At 70.8% G+C, this 23,469-nt stretch carries 24 protein-coding genes; 13 read left to right on the plus strand and 11 right to left on the minus strand.

All coding sequences use genetic code 11. The features are described 5' to 3' along the window. Positions 1 to 4: 4 nt before the first annotated feature. Together ACFO3Q_RS06755 and ACFO3Q_RS06760 are read left to right on the plus strand one after the other, a co-directional pair. Positions 5 to 274: a cory-CC-star protein gene (locus tag ACFO3Q_RS06755; protein WP_377003880.1), complete on the plus strand. Its 270-nt coding sequence runs from the start codon at positions 5 to 7 to the stop codon at positions 272 to 274. Further along, positions 265 to 1,263, plus strand: coding sequence for an ArsA family ATPase (locus tag ACFO3Q_RS06760; protein WP_377003881.1), 999 nt, complete (start codon positions 265 to 267; stop codon positions 1,261 to 1,263). Before ACFO3Q_RS06755 ends, ACFO3Q_RS06760 begins: the two co-directional genes overlap by 10 nt. A gap of 133 nt (positions 1,264 to 1,396) precedes the next feature. Here the strand turns inward: ACFO3Q_RS06760 and corA are convergent, their stop codons facing one another. From corA to miaB, 7 genes are all read right to left on the minus strand, one after another. After that, the gene (gene corA / locus ACFO3Q_RS06765; protein ID WP_377003882.1) at positions 1,397 to 2,389 is read right to left on the minus strand and encodes a magnesium/cobalt transporter CorA; all 993 of its coding nucleotides are present in this window, start codon (positions 2,387 to 2,389) and stop codon (positions 1,397 to 1,399) included. Positions 2,390 to 2,432: 43 nt separating this feature from the next. After that, a complete protein-coding gene (locus tag ACFO3Q_RS06770) occupies positions 2,433 to 3,611 on the minus strand; it encodes a lipoprotein N-acyltransferase Lnb domain-containing protein (RefSeq protein WP_377003883.1) in 1,179 nt (392 codons plus the stop codon). Between the two features lie 2 nt (positions 3,612 to 3,613). Further along, entirely contained in the window at positions 3,614 to 4,477 is an 864-nt protein-coding gene (locus ACFO3Q_RS06775) for an HlyC/CorC family transporter (protein WP_377003884.1), read from the minus strand. A 67-nt stretch (positions 4,478 to 4,544) separates the two neighbouring features. Beyond that, positions 4,545 to 5,015, minus strand: coding sequence for an rRNA maturation RNase YbeY (ybeY, locus tag ACFO3Q_RS06780; RefSeq protein ID WP_377003885.1), 471 nt, complete (start codon positions 5,013 to 5,015; stop codon positions 4,545 to 4,547). Positions 5,016 to 5,048: 33 nt separating this feature from the next. After that, positions 5,049 to 6,041 (minus strand): PhoH family protein, encoded by a 993-nt coding sequence (locus ACFO3Q_RS06785; protein ID WP_377003886.1) that lies wholly within the window; start codon positions 6,039 to 6,041, stop codon positions 5,049 to 5,051. Between the two features lie 43 nt (positions 6,042 to 6,084). Beyond that, positions 6,085 to 6,303: a hypothetical protein gene (locus tag ACFO3Q_RS06790; protein ID WP_377003887.1), complete on the minus strand. Its 219-nt coding sequence runs from the start codon at positions 6,301 to 6,303 to the stop codon at positions 6,085 to 6,087. Between the two features lie 564 nt (positions 6,304 to 6,867). Then, the gene (gene miaB / locus ACFO3Q_RS06795) at positions 6,868 to 8,217 is read right to left on the minus strand and encodes a tRNA (N6-isopentenyl adenosine(37)-C2)-methylthiotransferase MiaB (protein ID WP_377003888.1); all 1,350 of its coding nucleotides are present in this window, start codon (positions 8,215 to 8,217) and stop codon (positions 6,868 to 6,870) included. Positions 8,218 to 8,322: 105 nt separating this feature from the next. Here miaB and ACFO3Q_RS06800 point away from each other — a divergent pair, with 105 nt between their 5' ends. The 6 genes from ACFO3Q_RS06800 to ACFO3Q_RS06825 all read left to right on the plus strand — a co-directional run bounded on the left by ACFO3Q_RS06800 (position 8,323) and on the right by ACFO3Q_RS06825 (position 13,432). Further along, positions 8,323 to 9,228, plus strand: a complete 906-nt coding sequence (locus ACFO3Q_RS06800) for a transglycosylase SLT domain-containing protein (RefSeq protein ID WP_377003959.1) — start codon at positions 8,323 to 8,325, stop codon at positions 9,226 to 9,228. Between the two features lie 227 nt (positions 9,229 to 9,455). Beyond that, positions 9,456 to 10,061 (plus strand): ubiquinol-cytochrome c reductase iron-sulfur subunit, encoded by a 606-nt coding sequence (gene petA / locus ACFO3Q_RS06805; RefSeq protein ID WP_377003889.1) that lies wholly within the window; start codon positions 9,456 to 9,458, stop codon positions 10,059 to 10,061. Between the two features lie 17 nt (positions 10,062 to 10,078). Further along, entirely contained in the window at positions 10,079 to 11,377 is a 1,299-nt protein-coding gene (locus tag ACFO3Q_RS06810) for a cytochrome b (protein ID WP_377003960.1), read from the plus strand. Beyond that, positions 11,370 to 12,113: a cytochrome c1 gene (locus ACFO3Q_RS06815; RefSeq protein WP_377003890.1), complete on the plus strand. Its 744-nt coding sequence runs from the start codon at positions 11,370 to 11,372 to the stop codon at positions 12,111 to 12,113. The genes ACFO3Q_RS06810 and ACFO3Q_RS06815 overlap by 8 nt, the downstream gene beginning before the upstream one ends. A gap of 204 nt (positions 12,114 to 12,317) precedes the next feature. Next, complete coding sequence (locus ACFO3Q_RS06820) at positions 12,318 to 12,953, plus strand: glutathione S-transferase N-terminal domain-containing protein (protein ID WP_377003961.1); 636 nt, start codon at positions 12,318 to 12,320, stop codon at positions 12,951 to 12,953. Then, positions 12,950 to 13,432: a ClpXP protease specificity-enhancing factor gene (locus tag ACFO3Q_RS06825; RefSeq protein WP_377003891.1), complete on the plus strand. Its 483-nt coding sequence runs from the start codon at positions 12,950 to 12,952 to the stop codon at positions 13,430 to 13,432. Before ACFO3Q_RS06820 ends, ACFO3Q_RS06825 begins: the two co-directional genes overlap by 4 nt. 5 nt (positions 13,433 to 13,437) lie before the next feature. On the opposite strand, the gene ACFO3Q_RS06830 is transcribed toward ACFO3Q_RS06825, so the two are convergent. The 3 genes from ACFO3Q_RS06830 to ACFO3Q_RS06840 all read right to left on the minus strand — a co-directional run bounded on the left by ACFO3Q_RS06830 (position 13,438) and on the right by ACFO3Q_RS06840 (position 16,157). Then, a complete protein-coding gene (locus ACFO3Q_RS06830) occupies positions 13,438 to 13,776 on the minus strand; it encodes a DUF3301 domain-containing protein (RefSeq protein WP_377003892.1) in 339 nt (112 codons plus the stop codon). Positions 13,777 to 15,036: 1,260 nt separating this feature from the next. Then, a complete protein-coding gene (gene nadC, locus ACFO3Q_RS06835) occupies positions 15,037 to 15,897 on the minus strand; it encodes a carboxylating nicotinate-nucleotide diphosphorylase (RefSeq protein WP_377003893.1) in 861 nt (286 codons plus the stop codon). Then, positions 15,894 to 16,157: a Trm112 family protein gene (locus ACFO3Q_RS06840; protein ID WP_377003894.1), complete on the minus strand. Its 264-nt coding sequence runs from the start codon at positions 16,155 to 16,157 to the stop codon at positions 15,894 to 15,896. The genes nadC and ACFO3Q_RS06840 overlap by 4 nt, the downstream gene beginning before the upstream one ends. Before the next feature lie 65 nt (positions 16,158 to 16,222). Between ACFO3Q_RS06840 and purE the strand changes: the two genes are divergently transcribed. Next, entirely contained in the window at positions 16,223 to 16,738 is a 516-nt protein-coding gene (gene purE / locus ACFO3Q_RS06845; protein ID WP_377003895.1) for a 5-(carboxyamino)imidazole ribonucleotide mutase, read from the plus strand. Beyond that, on the plus strand, positions 16,735 to 17,892 hold the full coding sequence (locus tag ACFO3Q_RS06850; protein ID WP_377003896.1) for a 5-(carboxyamino)imidazole ribonucleotide synthase: 1,158 nt from the start codon (positions 16,735 to 16,737) through the stop codon (positions 17,890 to 17,892). The genes purE and ACFO3Q_RS06850 overlap by 4 nt, the downstream gene beginning before the upstream one ends. Before the next feature lie 130 nt (positions 17,893 to 18,022). Here ACFO3Q_RS06850 and ACFO3Q_RS06855 read toward each other — a convergent pair whose 3' ends face one another. Continuing rightward, complete coding sequence (locus ACFO3Q_RS06855) at positions 18,023 to 18,598, minus strand: superoxide dismutase (protein WP_377003897.1); 576 nt, start codon at positions 18,596 to 18,598, stop codon at positions 18,023 to 18,025. A 110-nt stretch (positions 18,599 to 18,708) separates the two neighbouring features. On the opposite strand from ACFO3Q_RS06855, the gene grxD reads away from it, so the two are divergent. The 3 genes from grxD (at position 18,709) to ACFO3Q_RS06870 (ending at position 23,403) form a co-directional block, all read left to right on the plus strand. Next, positions 18,709 to 19,029, plus strand: a complete 321-nt coding sequence (gene grxD / locus ACFO3Q_RS06860; RefSeq protein ID WP_377003898.1) for a Grx4 family monothiol glutaredoxin — start codon at positions 18,709 to 18,711, stop codon at positions 19,027 to 19,029. A 2-nt stretch (positions 19,030 to 19,031) separates the two neighbouring features. Then, complete coding sequence (locus tag ACFO3Q_RS06865; RefSeq protein WP_377003899.1) at positions 19,032 to 19,799, plus strand: SDR family NAD(P)-dependent oxidoreductase; 768 nt, start codon at positions 19,032 to 19,034, stop codon at positions 19,797 to 19,799. A gap of 328 nt (positions 19,800 to 20,127) precedes the next feature. After that, complete coding sequence (locus ACFO3Q_RS06870) at positions 20,128 to 23,403, plus strand: TonB-dependent receptor (RefSeq protein ID WP_377003900.1); 3,276 nt, start codon at positions 20,128 to 20,130, stop codon at positions 23,401 to 23,403. Positions 23,404 to 23,469: the final 66 nt, after the last annotated feature.

Below are 23,469 nucleotides of genomic sequence, written 5' to 3' on the forward strand. Positions count from 1 at the left end.
GACGATGGGCGCGCACGAGTCCTCGTGGCTGGCCCGCCTGCAGGCGGGCCTCGCGGAGTTCTACGCCGCGCCCTACCGGCGTACCTTCGCGCGCGCGCAGCGCGACGAGGACGACCTGTTCATGCTGCTGGTCTACTCCGAGGCGCTGGGCGTGCCGAACCCGGCCGCCTTCTACACCCTCGAACTCATGCCGGTGATGTACGAGCGCTTCCACGACTGGCACCGCCGCATGGGCATGGAGCGCTCGCCGCTGGACCACATCGGATGCTGCTAGAGCTCGCCGCCTCGCGCCGCGTGCTGTTCTTCGGCGGCAAGGGCGGCGTGGGCAAGACCACGGTCGCGGCCGCCGTGGCGCTGGCCGCGGCCGACGCCGGGCGCCGCGTCCTGCTGGTCTCCACCGACCCGGCGCACAACCTGGGGCATCTCTGGGAGCGCCCGGTGGGCCCGGAGCCGGTCCGCGTCGCGCCGGGCCTCGATGCGCTGGAGATCGATCCGGAACGGAGCGTGGACAGGCACCTGTCCGAGGTCGAGGACGCGCTGCGGCGGATGATGCCGCGCGAGATGGGCGGCGAGATCGAGAAGCACATGGCGCTCTCGCGCGACGCCCCGGGGATGCACGAGGCCGCGCTGCTGGAGCGCATTGCGGAGACCGTCGAGACCGGCCTCGGCGGCTACGACCTGCTGGTGTTCGACACCGCCCCGTCCGGTCACACCGCCCGCCTGATGGCGCTGCCCGAACTCATCTCGGCCTGGACCGAGGGCATGCTGCACCGGCAGGAGCGCAGCGCCCGCTTCGGCGAGGCGCTGCGCAACTTCGGGCGCGACGAAGGCATGGGCGACCGCATCATCGGCCGTGACCCGGACGCGCCGGTGCCGCCGGACGACCGGGTGGCCCGCATCCGCGGCATCCTGCACCGCCGCCGCCACCGCTTCGCCCATCTGCGCGAGACGATGACGGACGCGGAACGTACCGCCTTCGTCATCGTGCTCGCCGCAGAGCGCCTGCCGGTGCTGGAGACCATCGAGTTCGAGGCACAGCTCCGCCGTTCTGGGGTCCATGTCGGCGGCCTGGTGGTGAACAAGCGCGCGCCGGCCGACGCCGGCGACTTCCTCGCCCATCGCCGGGCGCAGGAGGCGCGCTACCTCGACATGCTCGCGGAGGCCCTTCCCGCCCTGCCGGTGCAGGAGATCCCGCTGCAGCCCGACGAGGTGGTGGGCGGCGAGGCCCTGCGGGGATTCGCGCGCGTGCTCGGCGTCTCCTAGGCCCGGTCGGCGCCGGGGTCGCGGCTGAAGCCGCTCCTACCGGCCCCGGTCGGACGAGCCGCCCCCGTCGTGGCTGAAGCCGCTCCCACCGGCCCGGGTCGAGGCGAGCTGCTCCCAACGGCGTGGCGCAGTCCTACAGCCAGCGGGCGCGGCGGAGCACGACGTACAGGCCGCCGGCGATGGCCACGGTGAGCGCGATCGCCACGGCGTAGGACCAGCGTCCGCCCAGTTCCGGCATGTGCTCGAAGTTCATGCCGTACCAGCTGGCGATGAGGGTCGGCACCGCGGCCAGGGCGGCCCAGCCGGCGAGGCGCTTGACGATCTCGCCCTGCGCCACGGTGACCAGGGAGAGGTTCACGTTCATCGCCGCGGTGAGCATCTCGCGCTGCACGTCGATGGCGTCGTTCACGCGGACCACGTGGTCGTGCACGTCGCGGTAGTAGGGCCGGATCTCCCGGGGAATCATGTCCGCGTACGAGCGGCTCAGGGCCGAGACGATGTCGAGCAGCGGCGAGACGGCCATGCGTGTGCGGATCAGCTCGCGCTTGAGGCGGTACAGGCGCTTGATGGTCTCGTTGCGGTAGTTGGCCGAGAAGATCGCCCGTTCCAGGCGGTCGAGATCGTCCTGGTACTCCTGCACGATCGGCTGGAAGTTGTCCACGATGAAGTCCAGCACCGCGTAGGCGGCATACGCCGGCCCAAGGCCCAGCAGCCGCGGCTCGCGCTCGCAACGCGCCCGGACCGGCGCGTAGGAGAGGGAGGCGCCGTGGCGGACGGTGACCAGGAAGCGCCGCCCCACGAAGAGCTGGGTCTCGCCGAAACGCACGGCGTCGTCGATCCGCTGCACCGTGTGCACCGCGACGAACAGCGAGTCGCCGTAGGCCTCGATCTTCGGGCGCTGATGGGCCTTGTGCGCGTCCTCGACCGCGAGTTCGTGCAGGCCGAACTCCTCCTGCAGGCTCGCCAGCAGGTCGGCGCCCGGCTCGTAGAGGCCGAGCCAGACGAAGCTCCCGTCGTCGCTCGCCAGGGCGTCGCTGATGGATGCCACGGGGATGTCGCGGCGGCGGCCGTCGCGGTCGTAGACGGCGCAGGTGACGACGCCGGCGGGAAGGGCGGAGCTGTCCATGCCCCGCATCATCGCGCGGGCGGCGGCCCCGCGCCCAGCGGGCTCAGCGCGGGCGCCGGCTGGCGACGATCAGGAGGGCGATCTGCACCGGCAGCAGCAGGGCCACCCAGTCGAGGTTGTCCTGGATGCGGAACGGCAGGAGCTTCAGGAAGCCGGCGGTGGCCGCGAGCAGGGTGACGAGATGGAGCAGGACCAGGAAGGCGCGCCCGGGCCTGCGTCCCCTCGCCAGCGCCAGCGCGCCCGGCACCAGGGCGAGCGCCAGCGGGCTGGCCAGCAGCAGGTTCTCGTTGGCCCAGCCGGCGACGTGGTCGGTGAACAGCCACAGGGAGGCCAGGCCCACGCCGGCGAGGCCGGTGAGGGTCCAGTAGCCGGCGGCGACCGTGGCCACCGCCCGCGGCGTGCGGGTGGCGAGCAGCAGGAGGGCGACCGCGGCCGCCAGCCCGAGACCGAAGAAGCGCCAGACCCAGCGCGGCTCCTGCGCGGGCTCGGGCGCGATGCGGTGCGGCAGGATCTCGGTCTCGGCCACCACCAGGGGACCGCCGGAGGCGCCGCGGACCTCGCGCAGGCTCTCCGCCAGCCGCGAGGGCACGAAGGCCTCGTCCCAGCGCGACAGCGGCCGGTCGGCGTGGGGGCCCAGGCCGAAGTGCATGCCGAGTGCCAGCCACAGGGTGGGCTGCCCCAGGCGCAGCGCCTCGCTGCGGTAGGTCAGCCCGCGCGAGCGCGTATCGAGCTGCCGGCGCAGCGCGCCGTCGAGGGCGCGATCCACCGCGTCGCGCACGCGCGTGGAGCAGTTGTCGGTGAAGTAGTCGTAGCGGTAGGTCGCGTTCTCCGGCCGCGCGTTCCATTCGAGGAAGTCGGCCAGCTCGCGGGCCGCCTCGGGCGCCACGTCGAGCCACTGCACGACGGCCCCGCGTCCCTCGTGGTCGTACCGGGCGAGGTCCTCGCGCGCGGGCAGGGCCACGAGCAGGTACGCCATCTTCCCGCGCAGGAAGTTGGGGAGGAAGCCGGGCGCCTCGAAATCGAAGAACCCGTAGTTGTACATGACCGGCTCGGGCTGGGCCGGGTCGTCCACGATCACCGCGTTGTGTCCGAAGCGCGACCAGTACTCCGTGCCCGGGGCCATGGTCACCACGCCGATGCGCGGCGCCTGCGCGGCGGCGCTGGCGCAGCAGGCGAGCAGGAGCAGGGCGGCGAGCAGGGCCCGCAGGCTGGCGGCGCGCACGCTCAGGCGGCGGCCTGCGGGCTGACCAGGAAGGCCTGGACGCGGCGCCCGTCCGCGCGCGAGACGCGGAAGTGGAAACGGTCGAGCACGAGCTCCTCGCCGGCCTCGGGCAGGTGCCCGATCGCCGCGGTCACCAGGCCGCCGACCGTGTCGTACTCGTCGTCGGAGAAGTCCGCGCCGAACACCCGGTTGAAGTCCGCGATCGGCGTCAGCGCATCGACGATGAACTGGCCGTCGGCCTGCGCGGCCACCAGGGCGGCGGCGTCGCGGTCGTCGTCGTCGTGCTCGTCGTCGATCTCGCCCACGATCTGCTCCAGCACGTCCTCGATGGTCACCAGCCCGGCGACGCCGCCGTACTCGTCGACCACGATGGCCATGTGGTTGCGCGACTGCCGGAACTCGTTGAGCAGCACGTTGAGGCGCTTGGACTCGGGAATCAGCACCGCCGGGCGCAGCAGTTCGCGGATGCTCCCCGGCCCCTTGTCCTCGACCACCCCGCGCAGCAGGTCCTTGGCCAGCAGGATGCCGAGGATCTCGTCCTTGTCCTCGCCGTGCACCGGGAAGCGCGAGTGGCCGGAGGCCACCACCTGCTTCATCGTCTCGAGGAAGGGGGCGTCCACCGGCAGCGAGACCATCTGCCCGCGCGGCACCATCACGTCGCCCACGGACAGCTCGGACACGGCCAGCGCGCCCTCCATCATCTTCAGGGTGTCTGCGGCGAACAGGCCCTTGGCCTGGGATTCGCGCAGCTGCGCGACGAGTTCCTCGCGGCTGTGAAGCTCGCCGGAGAGGGCCTGGCTCAGGCGCTCGAACCAGGAACGGCGCTCGGGGGCGGGCAAGGGGCTACTCGAAGGGTCCTCGGACATGGTGCGGTTGGAGAATGCGGGAAGGGGAGTCTAGCGGATCGGGCCTTCGCGGCCCTGAAAGGGGGGCTCAGGCGTCGGCATAGGGGTCGGCGATGCCGAGCTCGGCCAGGATGCGTCGTTCGAGCGTCTCCATGGCCTCGGCCTCGCGCGGGTCGTCGTGGTCCATGCCCAGCAGGTGCAGCACGCCGTGCACGGTGAGGTGGGCGTAGTGGGCGTTGAGCGGCTTGCCCTGGGCCCGCGCCTCGCGGGCGACGACCGGGGCGCAGATCACGATGTCGCCCAGAATGGGCAGGTCCACGCCGTCGGGCAGCTCGGCGGGGAAGCTGAGCACGTTGGTGGCGTAGTCGCGCCCGCGGTAGTGCCGGTTCATGGCCAGGCCCTCGCGTTCGTCGACGATGCGGATCGCGAGATCGGCGCGCTTGACCCGGTCGGCCAGCGCGGCCGCCACCCAGCGGCGGAAGCTCACCGCGGCGGGCACGCCGGCCCGTGCGGTGCCGTAGCTCACGCAGACGTCGACTTCGGGCGGGCGGCGGGGCATCGCGTGGGGCTCGGGAGGGTCCGGCGGAGAATCCTAGCGCAGCGCGGTGGCGGCGCCGGCCTCGGCGTCGCGGCCGTCGTAGGCGCGGACGATGCGGGCGACCAGCGGGTGGCGGACCACGTCGCGGGCGTTGAACAGCGTGAACGAGATCCCCTCCACGTCCTTCAGCACCTCGAGCGCGTCGCGCAGGCCCGACTTCACGTGCCTGGGCAGGTCGACCTGGCTGAGGTCGCCGGTGACGACCGCGGTCGTGCCGAAGCCGATGCGGGTCAGGAACATCTTCATCTGCTCGACGGTGGTGTTCTGGGCCTCGTCGAGGATCACGTAGGCGTCGTTGAGGGTGCGTCCGCGCATGTAGGCCAGCGGGGCGATCTCGATCACCGACTTCTCGATCAGCTTGGCGACCTTCTCCACGCCCAGCATCTCGTAGAGCGCGTCGTACAGCGGGCGCAGGTAGGGATCGACCTTCTGCGAGAGGTCGCCGGGCAGGAAGCCGAGCTTCTCGCCGGCCTCCACCGCCGGGCGCACCAGCACGATGCGCTGCACGCGCGAGGTGTTGAGCGCCTCGACCGCGCTGGCGACGGCGAGGAAGGTCTTGCCGGTGCCGGCGGGGCCGATGCCGAAGTTGATGTCGTGGGTGGCGATCGCGTGCAGGTACCTGGCCTGGTTGGGGCCGCGGCCCTTCACGGTGCCGCGCTTCACCCGGATCGCGACCTCCTGCGCCTGCGCGGCCGTCTCCACGGCGAGCTGCTCCAGGTTGGCCTCGCCCAGGCGCGCGTCGACCACCTGCGGGGTCAGGGTTTCCGAACCGGCGTCCTCGTAGAGCTGGCGCAGCAGGCGCTCGGTGGCGCCTGCGGCCTCGGCCTCGCCGATCACGCGGAAGACGTTGCCGCGGTTGGCGATCTCGGTGCCGGTGCGCAGCTCGATCTGGCGGAGGTGGGCGTCGAGGGCCCCGGTCAGGTTCGCCAGCCGCTCGGTGTCGGCCGGCTCGAGGGTGAAGTCGCGCTGCGAGAGGGATGCGGTCATGCGCGCCAGATGGGGGCGGTTCGTCGGCTTTCCAGCGGCCGGTTCAGTCGCCGCCCGGTCCGGCGGCGCGCCGGCGGGAGCGCAGCGCGTGCATCGCCATGGCAACCGCGGCGAACACGAACAGCTTCCCGGCCACGAGCAGGGTCCAGGCCAGCGGCGTCGGCCGCAGCTGGGTGTCCTGCAGGGTGAGGTGGTAGACCCCGACCATGCACAGGGCGCCGAGGAGGGCGGCGAGGGTGGCGGCGATGAGGAGGCGGGGCATGGGCTTGGGTGTGGGGGGCGTTGGGGGGCGGGCTTGGGGCTTGGGGCTTGGGGTGAGAATTGGGGACGCTACTCTGCCCTGAGCCCTGAGCCCTGAGCCCTGAGCCCTGAGCCCTGAGCCCTGAGCCCTGAGCCCTGAGCCCTGAGCCCTGAGCCCTGAGCCCTGAGCCCTGAGCCCTGAGCCCTGAGCCCTGAGCCCTGAGCCCTGAGCCCTGAGCCCTGAGCCCTGAGCCCTGAGCCCTGAGCCCTGAGCCCTGAGCCCTGAGCCCTGAGCCCTGAGCCCTGAGCCCTGAGCCCTGAGCCCTGAGCCCTGAGCCCTGAGCCCTGAGCCCTGAGCCCTGAGCCCTGAGCCCTGAGCCCTGAGCCCTGAGCCCTGAGCCCTGAGCCCTGAGCCCTGAGCCCTGAGCCCTGAGCCCTGAGCCCTGAGCCCTGAGCCCTGAGCCCTGAGCCCTGAGCCCTGAGCCCTGAGCCCTGAGCCCTGAGCCCTGAGCCCTGAGCCCTGAGCCCTGAGCCCTGAGCCCTGAGCCCTGAGCCCCGAGCCCCGAGCCCCGAGCCCCGAGCCGCCTCAGGCCGCGCAGTCGGCGTCCACCGCCACCAGGCGGCCGCGGAGGGAGTTGGTCATCACCTCGGTGATCTCGACATCGACGAACTGGCCGACCAGGCGCGGGTGGCCGGGGAAGTTCACGTAGCGCATGTTCTCGGTGCGCCCGGTGATCTCCGTCGCGCGCTTGGCCGAGACCTTCTCCACCAGGACGCGCTGCACCGTGCCCAGCATGCCTTCCGAGATGCGCCGCGCGTTCGCGGTGATCGCCGCCTGCAGCCGGGCGAGGCGGGAGCTCTTCTCCGCGGCCGGGGTCTCGTCCGGCAGGTTGGCCGCAGGAGTGCCGGGCCGTGCCGAGAAGATGAACGAAAACGACTGGTCGAAGCCCACGTCCTCGATCAGCTTCATGGTCTTGGCGAAGTCGGCCTCGGTCTCGCCGGGGAAGCCGACGATGAAGTCCGAGGAGATCGAGATGTCGGGCCGCACCGCGCGCAGCCTGCGGATCTTCTGCTTGAACTCGAGCGCGGTGTAGCCGCGCTTCATGGCCGCGAGGATGCGGTCGGATCCGGCCTGCACCGGCAGGTGGAGGTAGTTGGCCAGCTGCGGCACGTCGCGGTAGGCCTCGATCAGCGAGTCGGAGAACTCCAGCGGATGCGAGGTGGTGAAGCGGATGCGGCCGATGCCGGGGATCTGCGCGATCGCACGGATCAGCAGGCCGAGGTCGGCGGTGTCCTCCGACTCGAACATGGGGCCGCGGTAGGCGTTGACGTTCTGGCCGAGCAGGTTGACCTCCCGCACGCCCTGGCCGGCGAGCTGCGCGACCTCGGCGAGCACGTCGTCGAACGGGCGGCTGATCTCCTCGCCGCGCGTGTAGGGCACCACGCAGTAGCTGCAGTACTTGCTGCAGCCCTCCATGATCGAGACGAAGGCGGTGGGGCCTTCGGCGCGCGGCTCCGGCAGGCGGTCGAACTTCTCGATCTCGGGGAAGGAGATGTCCACCTGCGGCTTGCCGGTCGCCCGGCGCGCGGCGATCAGCGCCGGCAGGCGGTGCAGGGTCTGCGGGCCGAACACCAGGTCCACGAACGGCGCGCGCTTGATGATGGCCTCGCCCTCCTGGCTGGCCACGCAGCCGCCCACGCCGATGAGCACCGGGCGCCCGTCCGCCTTGTGCTGCTTCCAGCGGCCGAGCTGGGAGAACACTTTCTCCTGCGCCTTCTCGCGGATCGAGCAGGTGTTGACCAGGATGACGTCCGCCTCGGCCTCGTCCTGGGTCAGTTCCAGTCCGTGCTCTGCCGCGAGCACGTCGGCCATCTTGGCCGAGTCGTACTCGTTCATCTGGCAGCCGTGGGTCTTGATGAAGAGCTTGCCGGCCATGGAAGGGCGTCTGGGAGAGAGCGGCCGGATAGTGTAGTGGCCGTCACGAAACCGGCCAAATCCTTCACGCACAAGAACTTGGCAGTCGGTGCAGGCGCGGTTAAGGTGCGCGGCATGGGGATTCGCGCGACGCTCACACTGTGCCTGTTCGCGATGGCCGCGCCTGCGGGCGCCGGCACCCTGTACCGCTGCGTCGGCGCCGACGGCGTCAACAACTACAGCAGCACGCGCATGCCCGGGGCCCAGTGCAAGGTGGTGGCGACCTACTCGCCGGAACGCGCCCAGGCCCAGCGGGCTCGTCCGGCCGCCTCCGGGGACGCCGCCGCGTCCTCGCCCCGGGTGGACTTCCGCACCTCGACGGGTCCCGTGGCCGCCGCGCCGGCGAACGTGCCCGCCGGTGCGCGGGTGAGCCGCGGCGCGGTCTACCGGTACGAGCGCGGCGGCGTGACCCACTACACCAACGTCCGCCCCGCCGGCGTGCAGAGCGCGCGCATGCTGTTCTCCTACATCGAGACCTGCTACGCCTGCGGCGCGCGGCCGGCGGTCGACTTCGGCAACGTGCGGCTCAACCTCGATGCCTACGCGGCCGAGATCTCCTCCGCCGCCGCCCTCTACGGGGTGGACGAGGCCCTGGTGCGCGCCGTGATCCACGCCGAGTCGGCCTTCAACCCCAACGCGCTGTCGCACAAGGGCGCCCAGGGGCTGATGCAGCTGATGCCGCCGACCGCGGCGCGCTTCGGCGTGACGGATGCGTTCTCCGCCAGCGAGAACATCCGCGGCGGCGTCCAGTATCTCGCCTGGCTGCTCAAGCGCTTCAACGGCGACGTCCGGCTCGCCACCGCCGGCTACAACGCGGGGGAGGGCGCAGTCGACCGCCACGGCGGCGTCCCGCCCTACGCCGAGACGCAGCGCTACGTGGAGCGGGTCGCGGTGCTGGCCGAGCGCTACCGCGGCGCGCGCGCCGGTGCGGCGGCGACCGTGGCCGCCAGCGGGGTCGGCGGCGCGCAGTAGCCTGCGGCGGCGGCCGGTCGGCTCCGCGCGGTGCGTTCCCGGGCCTTCCCGGGCGGCTCCGCGCCCGTTCCGTCGTGCCCGCGGCGTCCTCGGCGAAGCATCCGGACGCAGCAGCGCGTTGTCGCGCGGTTCACGCTTCCGCTAGACTTCGCGGTCTTTGTTGCCGGGTGTCGTACGTCCGGCAGCGGCAGCTAAACCAGCCACCTAAGACGTTTGCGGAGAGCCGGATGGCTAATCCTGGGGTCAACAACGGCCGACGCCGCTTCCTAACCGCCTCCACAGCAGTGGTCGGGGCGGTCGGAGCGGGCTTGGTCGCCGTTCCTTTCGTGAAATCCTGGCTTCCCAGCGCGCGTGCGCAGCTGGCGGGCGCGCCCACCGAGGTCGATATCAGCCGTATCGACAACGAGCCGGGCATGCTCGTCCGTGCCGAATGGCGTGGCCAGCCGATCTTCGTGTTCAAGCGCTCCGAGCGCCAGATCGAGGCCCTGCCCGGGCTGGAGGGCCGCCTGGCCGATCCGGCCTCGGACAACGCCGACTTCACTCCGGCGTGGGCGAAGAACCAGACGCGCTCCCTCACGCCCGAGATCGGCGTGCTGGTCGGCATCTGCACCCACCTGGGCTGCGTGCCGCTGCACCGCCCCGAGGTCCAGCCGCAGCCGTGGGACGCGAACTGGCAGGGCGGCTTCTTCTGCCCTTGCCACAACTCGTTCTACGACCTCGCAGGCCGCGTCTACCAGGGCATGCCCGCGCCGGACAACCTCCGCGTGCCGCCCTACCGGTTCGTCGGCGACGACGTCGTCCTGATCGGTGAAGCGCCTGAAGGAGCCGCCTGATGTCGTCCAAGTATCCGATGTCCAACTACGACACCCCGCCGGCCGCCAAGGCGCCGCCGCAGGGTGGACGGGTTTCCCGTGCGATCGCCGGCGTGGGTGAGTGGTTCAACGCCCGCACCCCGGGGCTGGGCCCGTTCTACAAGAAGCACATGACGGAGTACTACGCTCCGAAGAACTTCAACTTCTGGTACTACTTCGGCTCGCTCGCGCTGCTGGTGCTGGTCAACCAGATCGTGACCGGCATCTTCCTCACGATGCACTACAAGCCGAGCGCCGCCGAGGCCTTCGGCTCGGTCGAGTACATCATGCGCGACGTGCCGTGGGGCTGGCTGATCCGCTACATGCACTCCACCGGCGCCTCGATGTTCTTCGTCGTGGTGTACCTGCACATGTTCCGCGGCCTGATCTACGGATCGAGCAAGAAGCCGCGCGAGCTGGTGTGGGTGATCGGCATGCTGATCTTCCTGGTGCTGATGGCCGAGGCCTTCTTCGGCTACATCCTGCCCTGGGGCAACATGAGCTACCACGGCGCCCAGGTGATCATCAACCTGTTCGGCGCGATCCCGTTCGGCATCGGCGAGCCGCTGACCGAGTGGATCCGCGGCGACTTCGTGGTCGGCGACGCCACCCTCAACCGCTTCTTCGCGCTGCACGTCATCGCCCTGCCGCTGGTGCTCCTGCTGCTGGTGGTGATGCACCTGGGCGCGCTGCACGAGGTCGGCTCGAACAACCCCGACGGCATCGACATCAAGAAGGTCAAGGAGAACGGCAAGCCGGCGGACGGCATCCCGTTCCACCCGTACTACACGGTGAAGGACCTCTTCGGCGTGGCCTTCTTCCTCACCCTCTGCGCGTTCGTGATCTTCTTCGCGCCGACGGTGGGCGGGCTGTTCCTGGAGCCGCCGAACTTCACCGCGGCCAACCCGCTGGTGACGCCGGACCACATCGCGCCGGTGTGGTACTTCACGCCCTTCTACGCGATGCTGCGCGCGGTCCCGTCGTTCTTCGGCACCTCGCTGTGGGGCGTGCTGGTCATGGGCGCCGCGGTCATCATCCTGTTCTTCCTGCCGTGGCTCGACCGCAGCTCGGTGCGCTCGATCCGCTACCGCGGGCTGCTGTCGAAGGTGCTGATCGGCATCTTCGTGGTGTCCTTCGTGGTGCTGGGCTATCTCGGCATGGTGACCGGCTCCGACCTGCGCACCCTGCTGGCGCGCATCCTGACCGTCTACTACTTCGCCTTCTTCCTCACGATGCCTTGGTGGTCGGCCATCGACCGTACCAAGCCGGTGCCGGAGCGGATTCCCCAGCATGACTAAGCCCAGCACGTTCGCCAGGCGCCTGTTCGCGCTCGTCCTCGCCATCGCCGCGCCCGCGGCGCTGGCCGCCGATCCCTACGCCGAGCTGCAGAGCGCGGGGACCGACATCGGCAACACCGCGTCGCTGCAGCGCGGCGCGGCGCTCTACATGAACTACTGCGCCGGCTGCCACTCGCTGCAGTACCAGCGCTACTCGCGGATCGCCGAGGATCTCGGCCTGCCGGAGGAGATGGTGCAGGAGCACCTCAACTTCGTCGGCGTGCAGTTCGGCGACGTGGTCAAGACCGGCATCGATCCCGGCCACGGCGTGGCCTGGTTCGGGCAGGCGCCGCCGGACCTGAGCCTGATCGCGCGTTCGCGCGGCGTGGACTGGATCTACACCTACCTGAAGTCGTTCTACATCGACGAGGAGCGTCCGCTCGGCTGGAACAACACCCTGTTCCCCGGCGCGTCCATGCCGAACCCGCTGTGGCAGCTCCAGGGCATCCAGCGCGCGGTCCTCGTCGAGGAGAACGGCGAGACGCACGTCGAAGGGCTGGAGCTGGCCGAGCCGGGCCGCCTGAGCGAACGCGAGTTCAACCAGGTGGCGCGGGACATCACCGCCTTCCTCGAGTACGTCGGCGAGCCGGCCGCACTGCAGCGCCGCGCCCTGGGCGTCTGGGTCCTGCTGTTCCTGGCGGTGCTGACCGGCCTGACCTGGCTGCTCAAGAAGGAATACTGGCGGGACGTGCATTGATCGGGCCGGGCGAACCAGCCCCGGCCCTCCGGTGCCGCGACGGCCGACGGTCGGCGCGTGCGGCGGATCAGATGCTGTAATCGATACCAGCGCCCGGGCCGGCTTGACGTCGCCCGGGCGTTTTTTTAACCCTTGCGCGTCGGTGACGGGGGCAGTGGGCCCGCGTGCCGCGCGCCCGGGATGGACCCGGCGGAGCTAAGCATGATGGCCACGAGCCCGAGGTTGCGGAACGCCCTCACCCTGTTCTCTGGACGCGACGATGTGCTCAGTCACCGGGTGCGCCTGGTGCTGGCGGCGAAGGGCGTCAATTACGAGATGGTGCTGGTCGATCCCACGGATCCGCCGGAGGAGCTGGCCGAGCTCAACCCCTACCGCTCGCTGCCGACGCTGACCGAGCGCGACCTGGTGCTGTACTCGGCCTCGGTCGTCACCGAGTACCTCGACGAGCGCTATCCGCACCCGCCGCTGATGCCGGTGGACCCGCTGGCCCGCGCGCGGCTGCGCCTGGCGATGCTGCGCCTGGAGCACGACTGGGTCCCCCACGTGCAGGCCATCCAGTACGGCAACAAGCAGCAGCAGGATGCAGGCCGCAAGCGCCTGCGCGAGATCCTCGTGGCCTCGCTGCCCCTGTTCAAGGCCTCGCGCTTCTTCCTCAACCCAGAGATGAGCCTCGCCGACTGCGCCATCGCGCCCATCATCTGGCGCCTGGAGGCGCTGGGCGTCGCGCTGCCGAGGGACGCCAAGCCGATCGAGGACTACGGCATGCGGATCTTCCGCAGCCCTGGCTTCGTGCGCAGCCTGACGCCCGAGGAGAAGGCGCTGCGCGAACTGCCGGCATGAGCACGCCTCCCGCCATGACCTCGAACCGCCCGTACCTGCTGCGGGCGCTCTACGAGTGGATCGTCGACAACGACATGACGCCCTACCTGCTGGTCGACGCCTCGCGCACCGGCGTGCAGGTGCCCGCTTCGGCGGTCAAGGACGGGCGGGTCGTGCTCAACATCGCCCCGCGCGCGGTCGCCCAGCTCGACCTCGGCGACGACCAGGTCCGCTTCATGGCGCGCTTCGGCGGCGTCAGCCAGCCGGTGCGCGTGCCGCTGCCGGCGGTGCAGGCGATCTATGCGCAGGAGACCGGGCAGGGGATGGTGCTGCCGGAGGACGTGCTCGCCGGCGATGCCGCCGACGACCTCGCCGACGAACCGGCACGCGGACGCCCGGAGCTGGCGCTGGCCTCGGAGTCGGACGGTCCGGACGACGGCGACGACACGCCGCCGCCATCGCCACCGCGCCGGGGCGCGCACCTGAAGATCGTGAAGTAGGGCGTTCAGCCCGCCCGTGGGAAGGCGAGCGGCTCGGCGTCGCCGCGGCCCGGCCCGACGAACTCCCGCAGTTCCGAACCCAGCATGACGATGCGCCCGCGGTGACGGTCGTCGCCCGCGCGTGAGTAGTCGAAGTGGTAGCTGCGCTCGATGCCGATCCAGCCGCTGGGGTGGCGCCGCAGCCGCATGCCGGCGAGCTGCACGCTCTGGTCCAGCCATTGCACGTCGGCCGCGGCGCAGGCGTTGCGGCCGATCCGTAGCGCGGCTTCCGCCGCGGCACGGTGCGCCGACCAGAATGCGGCCACGATGCCGAAGACGATGAGGAAGACGAGCGCGCTGGCCATGCCCGGAAGTGTGGGGCTGGGTGCGGCCGCGGACAAGGCACGCCTTCGTCTTCGTCACCCGCCCGCATGTCCCGGGCCGTGCGCTGCGCGCCTTACTCCCATCCCGACCTTTACGGCGAGGAGTGAGGCAGGAGGAGTGAGAAACGAGAGAAGGGCCAGCCGGCCCGCCCTGCGTTTCTCGTTTCTCCCCACTCACTCCTCAAGCCAACCAGCCCCCTCCCCGCGGGGAGCGGGGCAGGGCTGGGGAGGGGGCGCTTTCGACGCTTCCCCGCGGAGAGCGGGGGGAGGGCTGGGGGAGGGGGCGCTTTCAACGCTTGGGAAGTGAGGGATGGGAGAAGCGAGGTGCAACCGCACCCGCGCACCCGCGTCGTCCTTCTTCGCCTCCATGCTCAAGGCAGCGCGCTGCGCGCGCTTTGCCCCCATCCCGGCCTTCACGGCGAGGAGTGAGGCAGGAGGAGTGAGAAACGAGAGAAGGGCCAACCGCCCCGCCCCTGCGTTTCTTACTTCTCGCCACTCACTCCTCAAGCCAACCAGCGCCCTCCCCTGCGGCCAGCGGGGGAGGGTTGGGGAGGGGGCGCTTTCGACGCTTGGGAAGTGAGGGATGGGAGTGGGAAGCGAGGTGCAACCGCACCCGCGCACCAGCGTCGTCCTTCTTCGCCCCCACGCCCCAGGCAGCGCGCTGCGCGCGCTCACCCCCATCCCGGCCTTCCCCCGCAGGCGGGGGAAGGAGCTCTACAGCGAGAAGTGAGGGACGAGAGGTGAGGAAACGAGAGACAGCGTGGTCCTCCAGCCTCGTTCCTCACTCCTCGCCACTCACTCCTCAAGCCAACCAGCGCCCTCCCCTGCGGCCAGCGGGGGAGGGTTGGGGAGGGGGCGCTTTCGACGCTTGGGAAGTGAGGGATGGGAGTGGGAAGCGAGGTGCAACCGCACCCGCGCACCAGCGTCGTCCTTCTTCGCCCCCACGCCCCAGGCAGCGCGCTGCGCGCGCTCACCCCCATCCCGGCCTTCCCCCGCAGGCGGGGGAAGGAGCTCTACAGCGAGAAGCGAGGGATGAGGAGTGAGAAACGAGAGGCAGTGTGGTCCTCCACTGTCGTTCCTCGCTCCTCCCACTCACTCCTCGAGCCAACCAGCCCCCTCCCCCGCGGCCAGCGGGGGAGGGTTGGGGAGGGGGCGCCTTTGACGCTTGAGAAGTGAGGGATGGGGAGTGAGACACGAGAGACAGCGCGGTCATGCCCCCCCTCGTTCCTCACTCCTCTCCACTCACTCCTCAGATCCCCCGACCAGCTTCAGCGACAGGTCGATCGCGTGCACGTGCTTGGTCAGGCCGCCGATGGAGATGCAGTCCACGCCGGTCTCGGCGATGGCGCGCACCTGTTCCAGGGTGACGCTGCCGGATACTTCGAGCGGCACGCGTCCTCCGGCCAGGGCGACCGCGGTGCGCATGTCGTCCAGATCGAAGTCGTCGAGCAGGATGCGGTCGCCGCCCGCAGCCAGCGCTTCGCGCAGTTCGTCGAGGTTCTCGACCTCCACGATCAGCGGCAGGGCGGGCTGCGCCGCCCGCGCGGCACGGATCGCCGCCGTGACCGAGCCCGCGGCGCGGACGTGGTTCTCCTTGATCATCACTGCATCGAACAGGCCGATGCGGTGGTTGAGCCCGCCACCGGCACGCACCGCGTACTTCTGCGCCATGCGCAGGCCGGGGAGGGTCTTGCGGGTATCGAGGATCCGCGCACGGGTGCCGGCCACCGCCGCGACGAAGCGCGCGGTGGCGGTCGCGGTGCCGCTCAGCGTCTGGATGAAATTGAGCGCCGTGCGCTCGGCGGAGAGCAACGCGCGCGTGCGCGCGTGGACGAGGGCGATGGGGTGCGGCGCGTCGACGCGGTCGCCCTCCGCCACCTGCCACTCGACACGCGCGTCGGGGTCGAGCGCGCGCAGCGCCGCCTCGAACCACGGACCACCGGCGACGACGGCGGGCTCCTTGCAGAGCAAGCGCGCCTGCGCCGGCAGGTCCGGCACCAGGGCCGCTGTGACGTCGCCGCTGCCGACGTCCTCCTCCAGGGCGCGCGCGACGTCCGCCGCGACCGTCCGTGGATCCGGCGGGGCGAACGCGAGGCCGCTCACGCCAGTCCGGCGACCTGGGCGGTGGCGATGCCTTCCTCGGCCAGCAGGACGGGAATCCCGTCGTCGACGCGGTAGGCGCGGCGGCGATCGGCGGTGATGAGGCCCTCGCGCCAGCCTTCGGTCTGCGGCGCGCCGTCGCTGCGCTGGACCTGGCCGGCGGCGATCGCACGGTTGAGTGCGTCGAGCTCCTCGCCCGACATGAGCGCGAGCGGCTGCCGGGTCTCGGGGCAACACAGCAGGTCCAGGAGGCGACGATCCATGCGGGGGCAGCTCATCAAAGCGGGGCAACGCCGCTAGAATACGCTTTTGCCTCCGCGGCCTGCCAATGCAAAGCACCGGTTCCGCCCCTCTCGTCGGCGTGGTGATGGGATCCCGTAGCGACTGGGAGACCATGTCCCAGGCGGTTTCGCGCCTCGAGGCGCTCGGCGTGCCGCACGAGGTGCAGGTCGTCTCCGCGCACCGCACGCCCGATCTCCTGTTCGACTACGCGGCCGGCGCGGAGGCGCGCGGCCTGCGCGCCATCATCGCCGGCGCGGGCGGCGCGGCCCACCTGCCGGGCATGCTCGCGGCCAAGACCGCGGTGCCCGTGCTCGGCGTGCCGGTGAAGAGCAGGGCGCTCAACGGGCTGGATTCGCTGCTGTCGATCGTGCAGATGCCTGCCGGCGTGCCGGTCGCGACGTTCGCCATCGGCGAGGCGGGCGCGGCCAACGCGGCGCTGTTCGCCGCGGCCATGCTGGCGCCGGGACACCCCGCCATCGCCGAGGCGCTGGCGGCGTTCCGGCGCAGGCAGACCGACGACGTACTCGCCGCGCCCGATCCGCGGCCCGGTGCCGGGGCATGACGGCGACGCCGCATCCCGGCCGCGTCGGCATCCTGGGCGGCGGCCAGCTCGCGCGCATGCTCGCGCTCGCGGGCGCGCCGCTGGGCCTGCGCTTCCTCGTGCTCGACAGCGCCGAGGAGGCCTGCGCGGCGCAGCTCGTGCCGCAGCTCAGGGCGGATTATGACGACGCTGCGGCGCTGGCCGAGTTCGCGGCGAGCGTGGACGTGGCCACCTTCGACTTCGAGAACGTGCCGGCCGCAGCGGCCGAGTGGCTGGCCGGGCGCATCCCCGTCCATCCCGGCCCGCGCGCGCTCGCCGTGGCGCAGGACCGTCTCGCCGAGAAGTCGCTGTTCCGCGAGCTCGGGATTCCGGTGCCGGCCTTCGAGGCGGTGGATTCGCGCGAGGCGCTCGACGCCGCGCTGGCGCGCGTCGGCGCGCCGGCCATCCTGAAGACCCGGCGTTTCGGCTACGACGGCAAGGGCCAGTTCCGCCTGCGGAGCGCGGCCGACGCCGACGCAGCCTGGGCGGCGCTGGGCGGGCCGTCGGCGGCACTCATCCTCGAAGGCTTCGTCCGCTTCGACCGCGAGCTCTCGGTGGTCGCCGTGCGCGCCCGCGACGGCGAGTTCCGCGCCTGGCCGCTGAGCCAGAACTGGCACGAGGACGGCATCCTCGCCGCCACCCTCGCGCCGGCGCCGGCCGGCGCGGAGATCGAGGCCCTGGCGCTCGGGCACGCCCGGCGCCTGGCGGACGCGCTGGACTACGTCGGGGTGTTCGCGCTCGAGCTGTTCCAGTGCGGCGACGCACTGCTGGCCAACGAGATGGCGCCGCGCGTGCACAACTCCGGCCACTGGACCATCGAGGGGGCGGAGACCTCGCAGTTCGAGAATCACCTCCGTGCGGTGCTGGGCCTGCCGCTGGGGGACACCCGTGCGCGCGGGCATGCCTGCATGCTGAACTGGATCGGCGCACTGCCGGACCGGCAGCCGGTGCTGGCCGAAGCGGGCGGGCACTGGCACGACTACGGCAAGAGCGCGCGCGCCGGCCGCAAGGTCGGCCACGCGACGCTCCGGGCCGACGACCTCGAGGCCCTTGCCGACGCACTGGAGCGCGTCGGCAGGGCGCTGGGCCGGCAACCGCAGGTCGCGCCCGTCATCGCGTGCCTGCGGGGCGGTTGACGCCCCGGCGCGCGGCGCAGGCGGTCGCGGCCGAGGGCGCTCCGCACGAAGGATGGCGCCTTGCGCCGGCGCTGGCCGCGACCGCCTCGCGGCGGCGGCGCCCCGGGGCCTGCTCCGGCGGCACCTGCGCCTACCGCAGGCGCGAGGACACCACGCGCCAGTCCACGTGCTTCCAGAAGGCGTCCAGATAGGCGGCACGGCGGTCCTGGTAATCGAGGTAGTAGGCATGCTCCCAGAGGTCGCAGGCCAGCAGCGGCGTGTCTTCCGGCCCGGCCGGCAGGCCGCTGCCGCGCACGGCGACGATCGCCAGCGGGCCGTGCCCACGGCGGACCAGCCAGACCCAGCCCGAACCTTCCAGCGCAAGGGCCGCCGCATCGAACTCCCTGCGCAGGCCGGTGGACCCGCCGTAGTCGCGCTCGATGGCGGCGGCCAGCGCGCGCGATGGCGTGCCGCCACCGAGGGGGGCGAGCGCGTCCCAGTAGAAGGCGTGCGACCACAGCTCGGCCGCGTCCCGGTGGAGCGCGCCCTGCGCCCGGTCGAGGAGTCCGTCGAGACCGACCTCGTCCAGTGCTGTCCCCGCGATGCGCGCGTTGATCCGCGCCAGCAGCGTCCGTGCGATCTCTTCCTGTGCGGCCAGCGTCCGGGCGGACAGGCGCGGCGCGAGCGCGTCGCGGGCGTGGGGCAGGGTGGGCAGGTCGATCGGCATCGGGGCGGGTGGCGCGGGCAACAGGCTAGAATATCCCGTTCCCCGCGGCACGGCGCCGTGTGGAAGGCGTCCGCCCATGCGGGCGCGGGCATCGACGACAGAGGTAGCGCATGAGCGTCATCGAACGGATCCAGGCCGAAGTCCAGGGTCACCCCATCGTGCTGTTCATGAAGGGCACGCCGCAGTTCCCGATGTGCGGCTTCTCCAGCCGCGCGGCGCAGGCGCTGAAGGAGGCCGGGGCCGGCCGTTTCCACCACGTCAACGTGCTGGAGGACCCGGAAATCCGGGCGAGCCTTCCCCGCTTCTCGAACTGGCCGACCTTCCCGCAGTTGTTCATCAACGGCGAGCTGATCGGCGGCTGCGACATCACGCTCGAACTGCACCAGAGCGGCGAGCTCGCGCGCATGGTCGCGGACACGCAGAAGGCCTGAGGATGGACAGCACGCAGGAAGCAGGCGAGGGCGTCCTCGCCGGGCGGGTGGTGCTGATCACCGGGGCCAATGGCGGGCTGGGCGAGGCCGCCGCACGCGCCTGCGCCGCCGCCGGGGCCACGGTCGTGCTGGTCGGGCGCCGCGTCCCGAAGCTCAACAAGCTCTACGACGCGCTCGCCAGCATCGGGCCGGAGCCCGCGGCCTACCCGCTCGACCTGGAGGGGGCTGGGCCGGAGGACTACGAGACGATGGCCGAGGCGCTGCGGAGCCAGCTCGGCCGGCTGGACGGCATCCTGCATGCTGCGGTGGACTTCAAGGGGCTGACGCCGCTCGCGAACACCGCGCCGCTCGACTTCGCCCGTGCGCTGCACGTCAACCTGACCGCGCCCTGCCTGCTGACCCAGGCCTGCCTGCCGCTCCTGAAGCAGGCGCCGGATGCGGCGGTCGTCTTCGTGCTCGACGAGCTGGAGCGCATCGGCAAGGCCTACTGGGGCGGCTACGGCGTCTCCAAGCACGGGCTGCTCGGCCTGATGCGGATCCTCCATGACGAGACGCGCGACGGCCCGGTGCGGGTGAGCGCGCTCGAGCCCGGGCCGATGCGTACGGGGCTCCGGGCGAAGGCGTTCATGAACGAGGCGCTCAACGGCGCCCCCGGGCCCGGCGCCTACGCCGCCGCCTGCGTCCACCTGCTGTCGCCCGCCGGCGCCGCGCAACGCGGCACCGTGCACGTCGTCCGGGAGGGCGCTTCCCCCGGACAGGCGCTCAGCTAGAGCCGCACCGCCCGCCCGGGCTTTCCCGCGGCGGGGCTCCGCGCGCCGGGTGGCCCCGGCGGGCTCCCGCGGCACGCGTGCCTGCTCTAAGCGCCTGTTCCCGCCGCGAATGTTGCGGCGCGGCATCGAGCACGCAGCCTGTCAAGGAAGTGTCATCGGGCGTCGCTATGCTGTTAAACTCTAGTTAACCGCAGGCGGCGCAGGGCAGCGCCCCCGCGGGGCGGGATTCCCAGCGCTAGACGAGACGGCCGCGACGGCCGTCGATCGCTGCGGCAGCGTCACAGCCGCAATCACCAATTTCAAAGCAACGACCCACAGGGCACCCAACATGATGAACCGTAGCCAGGTCCGACTCTCGCGCCTGTCCATCTGTCTGCTCGCCGCTCTGGCGACCGCGCCCGCCATGGCGCAGCAGACCTCCGCCGGCGTCGGTGGCGTGATCACCGACACCGCCGGCGCGCCGGTTTCCGGCGCGCAGGTGACGATCCTGCACACGCCCTCGGGCACCGTCAGCAACACGACCACCGACGCCAGCGGACGCTACTCGGCGCGCGGTCTCCGCGTCGGCGGCCCGTATACGATTACGATTACCGGCAACGGTCGCACCGAGGTGCGCGAGAACGTCTACCTGACCCTCGGCGACGTCTCCAACGTCAGCGCACGGATCGGCGCGACCACGCTCGAGGCGGTGCAGGTGGTCGGTACGGCGATGAACGTCGACACCTTCAGCCCCGACCGCATGGGCGCGGGCACCACGGTGACCCTGGAGCAGATCGAGGGCCTGCCGACGATCCAGCGCAACATCCAGGACCACATGCGCCTCGACCCGCGCATCGCGCAGTCCGACAAGGGCCGCGGCGAGATCACGGTCGCCGGCCAGAACCCGCGCTTCAACGCCATCCGCGTCGACGGCGTCAACACCAGCGACACCTTCGGTCTGGAGTCGAACAACTTCCCGACCATCCGTCAGCCGGTCTCCCTCGACGCCATCGAGTCGATCCGCGTCGACGTCGCCAACTACGACACCACCATCACCGGCGCGACCGGTGCAGTGGTCGATGCGGTGACCAAGTCGGGCACCAACGAGTTCGGCGGCTCGGCCTACTACGTCTACCGCGACAACAGCTGGGTCCGCGACAACGAGGACGGCACCGACTTCGCCGGCTTCCAGGACGAGGAGACCTACGGCGCGACCTTCGGCGGCCCGCTGATCAAGGATCGCCTGTTCTTCTTCACGAACTACGAGAAGTTCACTCGCACCAGCCCGGGCAGCTCCTACGGCCCCATCGGTTCGGGCGCCTCCAACATCGTGGACGTATCCGCGGCCGACATCGCCGAGGCGCAGCAGATCGCCCGCGACGTCTACGGCATCGACATCGGCGACCTCAGCATCCCGAGCAGCCTGAAGCAGGAAGTCGAGGAATACGCCGCCAAGATCGACTGGAACATCACCGACGACCACCGCGCCTCGCTGCGCATCTCGCGCGTCGAGCAGACCGATCCCGTCATCGCCGGATTCGGCAACAACTCGCTCGGCCTGAGCTCGCGCTGGTACAACATCGACAAGACCGTCGACCAGCAGGTGCTGCAGCTGTTCAGCGACTGGAGCCCGAACTTCTCGACGGAGATGAAGGTCGGCCGCCGTACCTACGATTCGATCAGCAACGTCAACGCGCGCCTGCCGCAGGTCGCGATCAACGTCACCCCCGACAGCGTGGACGCCGATCGCTTCCAGAGCAGCCGCCCGACCATCGGTTTCGGTACGGACCAGTTCCGTCACGGCAACCAGATCGAGACCGAGACGCTCGACGTGTTCTTCGCGGGCAACCTGTACGTCGGCGACCACACGCTGAAGTTCGGCTTCGACTGGACGTCGAACGACATCTACAACATGTACGCCCAGAACATCTGGGGCAGCTACGAGTTCGCGAGCCTGGATCACTTCCGCAACGGTCAGTACTGGAACTACCGCCTCAACGCACCGGTGCCCGGCTTCGATCTCGACTCCGTGGCCATGCGCTACAAGCACCGCAACACCGGCCTGTTCCTGCAGGACACCTGGGCGGTCAACTACAACCTGAGCCTGATGTTCGGCCTGCGCGTCGACATTCCGGATCTCGACGACGTGCCGATGCACAACCAGCTCGTCCAGCAGATCTACGGCTACGACAACCGCCAGACGCTCGACAGCAACTTCTGGCAGCCGCGCTTCGGGTTCAACTACACCTTCGACAGCGATCGTCCGACCCAGCTGCGCGGCGGCCTCGGCCTGTTCCAGGGCGCTGCCGCCAACGTCTGGGTGGGCAACTCCTACCAGAACAGCGGTTTCGGCCTGATCGGCTACGACGCGCTGCTCAACACCGACATGACCCAGGCCGAGCGCGAGGCCATCTGGGCGTCGCTGCCGTTCAACCCGGATCCGGACAACCCGACCACGCCGCCGGCGGCCGCGGGCTACGCGATGATGGTCAACCTGATGGAGCCGGGCATCAAGCAGCCGTCGGTGTGGAAGGCGAACCTGGCGTTCGACCATGAGCTGCCCTGGGCCGGCATCGTCGCCAGCGCCGAGCTGATCCACATGCGCAACAAGGACGGCCTGATGTTCGAGCGCCTGGACCTCGGCGCGCCGACGGCCATCGGCCAGGACGGCAGGCCGATCTACTGGGGCAATCCGGCGACAGCCGGCGGCGGCTTCCGCGCCAACCAGAACGCCGAGCTCGCAGCGCTGCGCGCTGCCGGTCAGCTGCCCCCGGGCTACGAGAACGTCACGGGCTGGCACAACGACGGTGTCATCCTCATGAAGAACACCGACAAGGGCGACAGCACCTCCCTGACGGTGAGCCTGAGCAAGCCGCTGACCGACACCTGGGGCTGGTCGCTGGGCTACACCCACACCGAGGCGACCGAGGTGAGCCCGCTGACCTCCTCGCGTGCGATCTCCAACTGGAACTCGCGCGCCGTGGTCGATCCGAACGAGGACGTCGCCGCCACCGCCAACTACGAGATCCGCGACCGCTTCATCGGTACGCTGAGCTGGCAGAAGGCGTTCTTCGGCGACTACCGCACCTCGGTCACGGTGCTCTACGAGGGGCGTGCGGGCCGTCCGTACAGCTGGCGCTTCCTCAACGACATGAACGGCGACGGCTACGTCAACGACCTGCTGTACGTGCCGGCCGGCCGTGGCGACGTGCTGTTCACCGGCGGCGCCGAGATGGAGAACGCGTTCTTCGAGTGGCTCAACCAGCACCCGGACCTGGCCCGCTACGCCGGCGGCCCGGCCGAGCGCAACGGCAGCCGCAACAGCTGGGTGAACACGTTCGATATCCGCGTCAGCCAGGAGTTCCCGGGCTTCTTCGCCGGGCACAAGAGCGAGCTGGTGCTCGACATCATGAACGTCGGCAACCTGATCAATAAGGACTGGGGCCGCGTCGAGGAGCAGTCGCCGTTCTCCGACCTGCGTGCGGTGAACTTCCGGGGCGTCGACGAGGCCACCGGCAAGTACATCTACGACTTCAACGAGAGCCAGGTCTGGACCCCGCGTCTGTACGACGACAACGGCCTCTCGCGCTGGTCGGCGCAGCTGACGTTCCGCTACCGCTTCTGATCCGGGCGACCTGATCGAAGCAGGCGACACCCGAAGGGCCGGCGGAAATGCCGGCCCTTCTTCGTT

The organism is Coralloluteibacterium thermophilum, from assembly GCF_042654365.1.
Lineage (GTDB): Bacteria > Pseudomonadota > Gammaproteobacteria > Xanthomonadales > Xanthomonadaceae > Coralloluteibacterium > Coralloluteibacterium thermophilum.

Bases quoted from the DNA above. Each gene is read 5' to 3' on its own strand.
- ACFO3Q_RS06755 (WP_377003880.1), top strand. From the start codon at position 5: ATGGGCGCGCACGAGTCCTCGTGGCTGGCCCGCCTGCAGGCGGGCCTC.
- ACFO3Q_RS06760 (WP_377003881.1), top strand. From the start codon at position 265: ATGCTGCTAGAGCTCGCCGCCTCGCGCCGCGTGCTGTTCTTCGGCGGC.
- corA (WP_377003882.1), bottom strand. From the start codon at position 2,389: ATGGACAGCTCCGCCCTTCCCGCCGGCGTCGTCACCTGCGCCGTCTAC.
- ACFO3Q_RS06775 (WP_377003884.1), bottom strand. From the start codon at position 4,477: ATGTCCGAGGACCCTTCGAGTAGCCCCTTGCCCGCCCCCGAGCGCCGT.
- ybeY (WP_377003885.1), bottom strand. From the start codon at position 5,015: ATGCCCCGCCGCCCGCCCGAAGTCGACGTCTGCGTGAGCTACGGCACC.
- ACFO3Q_RS06785 (WP_377003886.1), bottom strand. From the start codon at position 6,041: ATGACCGCATCCCTCTCGCAGCGCGACTTCACCCTCGAGCCGGCCGAC.
- ACFO3Q_RS06790 (WP_377003887.1), bottom strand. From the start codon at position 6,303: ATGCCCCGCCTCCTCATCGCCGCCACCCTCGCCGCCCTCCTCGGCGCC.
- miaB (WP_377003888.1), bottom strand. From the start codon at position 8,217: ATGGCCGGCAAGCTCTTCATCAAGACCCACGGCTGCCAGATGAACGAG.
- petA (WP_377003889.1), top strand. From the start codon at position 9,456: ATGGCTAATCCTGGGGTCAACAACGGCCGACGCCGCTTCCTAACCGCC.
- ACFO3Q_RS06810 (WP_377003960.1), top strand. From the start codon at position 10,079: ATGTCCAACTACGACACCCCGCCGGCCGCCAAGGCGCCGCCGCAGGGT.
- ACFO3Q_RS06815 (WP_377003890.1), top strand. From the start codon at position 11,370: ATGACTAAGCCCAGCACGTTCGCCAGGCGCCTGTTCGCGCTCGTCCTC.
- ACFO3Q_RS06820 (WP_377003961.1), top strand. From the start codon at position 12,318: ATGGCCACGAGCCCGAGGTTGCGGAACGCCCTCACCCTGTTCTCTGGA.
- ACFO3Q_RS06825 (WP_377003891.1), top strand. From the start codon at position 12,950: ATGAGCACGCCTCCCGCCATGACCTCGAACCGCCCGTACCTGCTGCGG.
- ACFO3Q_RS06830 (WP_377003892.1), bottom strand. From the start codon at position 13,776: ATGGCCAGCGCGCTCGTCTTCCTCATCGTCTTCGGCATCGTGGCCGCA.
- ACFO3Q_RS06840 (WP_377003894.1), bottom strand. From the start codon at position 16,157: ATGGATCGTCGCCTCCTGGACCTGCTGTGTTGCCCCGAGACCCGGCAG.
- purE (WP_377003895.1), top strand. From the start codon at position 16,223: ATGCAAAGCACCGGTTCCGCCCCTCTCGTCGGCGTGGTGATGGGATCC.
- ACFO3Q_RS06850 (WP_377003896.1), top strand. From the start codon at position 16,735: ATGACGGCGACGCCGCATCCCGGCCGCGTCGGCATCCTGGGCGGCGGC.
- ACFO3Q_RS06855 (WP_377003897.1), bottom strand. From the start codon at position 18,598: ATGCCGATCGACCTGCCCACCCTGCCCCACGCCCGCGACGCGCTCGCG.
- grxD (WP_377003898.1), top strand. From the start codon at position 18,709: ATGAGCGTCATCGAACGGATCCAGGCCGAAGTCCAGGGTCACCCCATC.
- ACFO3Q_RS06865 (WP_377003899.1), top strand. From the start codon at position 19,032: ATGGACAGCACGCAGGAAGCAGGCGAGGGCGTCCTCGCCGGGCGGGTG.
- ACFO3Q_RS06870 (WP_377003900.1), top strand. From the start codon at position 20,128: ATGATGAACCGTAGCCAGGTCCGACTCTCGCGCCTGTCCATCTGTCTG.